The sequence below is a fragment of the Meridianimarinicoccus aquatilis genome, assembly GCF_004358675.1.
In the GTDB taxonomy this organism is placed as follows: domain Bacteria; phylum Pseudomonadota; class Alphaproteobacteria; order Rhodobacterales; family Rhodobacteraceae; genus Meridianimarinicoccus; species Meridianimarinicoccus aquatilis.
Map to the genome: position 1 here is coordinate 1 of NZ_SMZO01000124.1, position 911 is coordinate 911.

The window sequence follows — 911 nt, forward strand, 5'->3', positions numbered from 1 at the left end:
AGAGCGCGCGCTCCTTGGCCACGGCCTGCCCCCGCGCCAGCCGCGCCTGACCTTCGCGTTTCACCTCGTCATGGGCGGAGCGGCGGGTCATCATCGTCATCCGCGACGCTTCGACCGCTGTTTTGATGTCTTCGACCTGCGCCCGACTTTCGCCCAGATCCGGAAGCGCCGCCGCCTGACGCTCTGCATCCTGAACCTGCATCCGGGCGGCACTGGCGGCCTCTTCGTGGCGGTCCACTGCCAACGTCGCGCTTTCGACTTTACCTTCGGCCAAGGCGCGATCGGCCTCTGCCCGCGTCTGGTTGCGGCTTGCCTCGGCCATCGCGGCATCTGCGGCCCGGCGTTCCGCTCGCGCCTGTTTGTCGGCCTCGGAAGCGTCCGCCAAATCATCGGTCAGTCGCTGATGCATATCCTCGGCGGCTTCGGCCTTTGCCTCGGCTTCGGCCAGCGCCTCTTCCAGTTCGGTCAGACGGTTGATCTGTTCCAACCGTAGCGCCGCCGCCGACGGCGCATCCGCCGCAGCAGCCCGAAACCCATCCCAACGCCACAAATCACCGGCCTTGGACACAAGCCGCTGACCCGGCTGCAAAAGCGGTTGCAGTGCGTCCGCCTGTTCTGGCTGGATCAGACCAATCTGCGAAAGTCTGCGGCCAAGAACATCGGGAACCGCAACATGCGTCGACAGTGGGCTGGCGCCATCTGGCAAAGGAGGCGGCGCATCGTAATCTGGCAAAAGCGCCCAGCCGCTGCCGCTTTGCCCAGCGCGAGAGGCTTTCAAGTCATCGCCCAGCGCCGCACCCAACGCCCGCTCGTACCCGCCCGCGACCCGCGCCTCATCTAGGATCTGGGGGCCGTCCCCGGCATCGCGCGAAACAAGCCGCCGAAGGGCAGCGACTTCGGCAGCAAGCGCT

At 66.7% G+C, this 911-nt stretch carries 1 pseudogene; it reads right to left on the minus strand.

Annotated elements, in window-relative coordinates:
• Positions 1–911 (minus strand): annotated as a pseudogene (locus tag E2L05_RS20940) (chromosome segregation protein SMC); the annotation flags it as partial.